1 pseudogene is annotated in these 2,173 nt (G+C 31.0%); it reads left to right on the forward strand.

Features of this window, described 5'->3' with window-relative positions:
• Positions 1–1,880 (forward strand): annotated as a pseudogene (locus tag CAMP18498_RS07795) (autotransporter outer membrane beta-barrel domain-containing protein); the annotation flags it as partial.
• Positions 1,881–2,173: the final 293 nt, after the last annotated feature.

A 2,173-nucleotide genomic window follows, 5' to 3' on the forward strand; every position in this document is an offset into this window, starting at 1 on the left:
CTAAAGTAGATAATATAGTAAATCAAGGTAATGGACAAATCTCTGGTGGCATCAGTGTAGGAGAAGGGTCTAAAGTAGATAATATAGTCAATGATGGCAGTGGAAAAATCTCTGGTGATATTAGTGTAGGTAAAGACTCTAATGTAGGTGGAGTAGTAAATAGTGGCAGTGGAACCATAGGTGGAAATATTAAAGTAGAAGGTGGTGCTAAAGTAGATAATATAGTCAATGATGGTAATGGACAAATCTCTGGTGGCATCGATGTAGGTAAAGGTTCTTCTGTAGGAGGCATCACTAATAGTGGTCATGGTAATATTAGTGGTAGTATTACAAATAATGGAGATTTGGGTTCTATTAATAATAGTGGTTCTATCAGCGGTTCTATTGAAAACAATAATGGTAATTTAGAAATCAAAAACAATGGAGAATTACTTGGCGCTATCACTGTAGGTAATGGTGGTGGTAACACTTCTATCTCAAATGGTTCTAATGGTAATATAGGTGGTGGTATCACTAATAATAGTAATAATAATATCAACATAGACAATAAAGGTATAGTTAAACCTGATAGCAAAGGTAATCACATTACTAATAATGGTAGTGGTAATGTAAATGTAGGAGATTGGATAGTAAAACCAAATGAAGATGGTAGTTTTGATGGAGCTATTAATGTAGGTGGTAGTGGCAATGGAACTATCAAGGTAGATAATGTAACTGTAGATACTTCAGATTCAAACTATGATGCAACTAAGCCTATTGATCCTGGTAGTATAATTAATAATACTGGTAATGGTGGTAAAATAGAAGTAGATAATGTTGGTTCTAATAATAGCTTATTAAATTTAGCTTACGATCCAATCTCAGGAGAATACAAAACTTTAGCAGATGTAAGTGCTGGTGTGGGTTCTGTTATGGCTCAAACAGTAATTAACACTTATATGATGAGATCATTCTTCCTTGATACAGTTTTAGATGATGCATCAAGAATGGCTTACAAACATGCAAGAATACACAATACTCATAAAACAAATAAAGACTTAGTAGGCTTTGATACAGATGAGCATTATCATGGCTTTGTATTGCCTTATTTTTCATCTAATAGCATTAAGCTTTTAGGAACAAATGATTATTCTAAAGGACATACTAAAGGTATAATAGCAGGTTTTCATACCTTAAAAGATATAGGTATGCTAGGAGCTTATGTAGGAACTGAAGAAGCTAATATGAATACTAAAGATTATTTCTCTTTAAAAATGCAAACAGTATATGCAGGTTTGAAGTATTCTAATCTTTTATTAGAAGATGAAGTTAAAGAAGCATTCTTTAAAGCTCACACCAAAGTAGCTTATACAAAAAATGATGTTCAAAAATTCATCGATAAAGGCAAAAAAGAAGCTAATGGAAATACAGATACTTATGGTTATGGAGCAAGTATTGGTACTGGTATGAATTTTTATTTAAATGGGGTAGATAATGTAATTACTCCTGAAGTATCTTTAAACTATGAAGGTGGTTTCACAAAAGCTTTCAGTATGCATGGAGATGGAGCATTAAACCATGAAAGATATTATAAGAGTGAATTAAATCTTTTCTCAAGTACAGCATCTATTAAATGGTTAAATAAATGGCATCCACAAATTAGCACTTCATTTGAAGCAGGTACAAGAATTAACTTTAATCCTGAGGTAGAATCAAGAGTAAATTTTGCAAACTTAAAAGCAAGTGAAACTTTAGACCTACCAAGAACTTATCAATATGCTGGTGCATCTTTGATTTTTTCTTTAACAAAAGATTTAGAAATGTCATTTAATTATAATGGAACCTTTGCAAATAACTCTCACTCTCATACAGGGTATTTACAATTTGATTTTATATTCTAAATTAATACACTAAGCCCAAAAAAGGCTTAGTGTATATTAATGATTTAACTGTCCAGAGTTTGCTTAAAACAAATTATAAAACAACAAAACAAAATTTAAAGAAAAAGCACAATTGGTATAATGAAGTTAAGAATGTGTTAATAGTGAATACAAAAGCTATAAAAGTTTTTTAGTATGTTAAATTTAAAAATAATAAACTCCTTATCAAGCAAGCTCTATTGCATTAAGCTTAAAGCTTTAGTTTGTTAATGCTTTTAAGCTTAATGTAGATTAAGTAGATTCTGGGGAGTTAA

Origin of the sequence: Campylobacter sp. W0066.2 (genome assembly GCF_024723515.1) — a bacterium.
Taxonomy (GTDB): domain Bacteria; phylum Campylobacterota; class Campylobacteria; order Campylobacterales; family Campylobacteraceae; genus Campylobacter_D.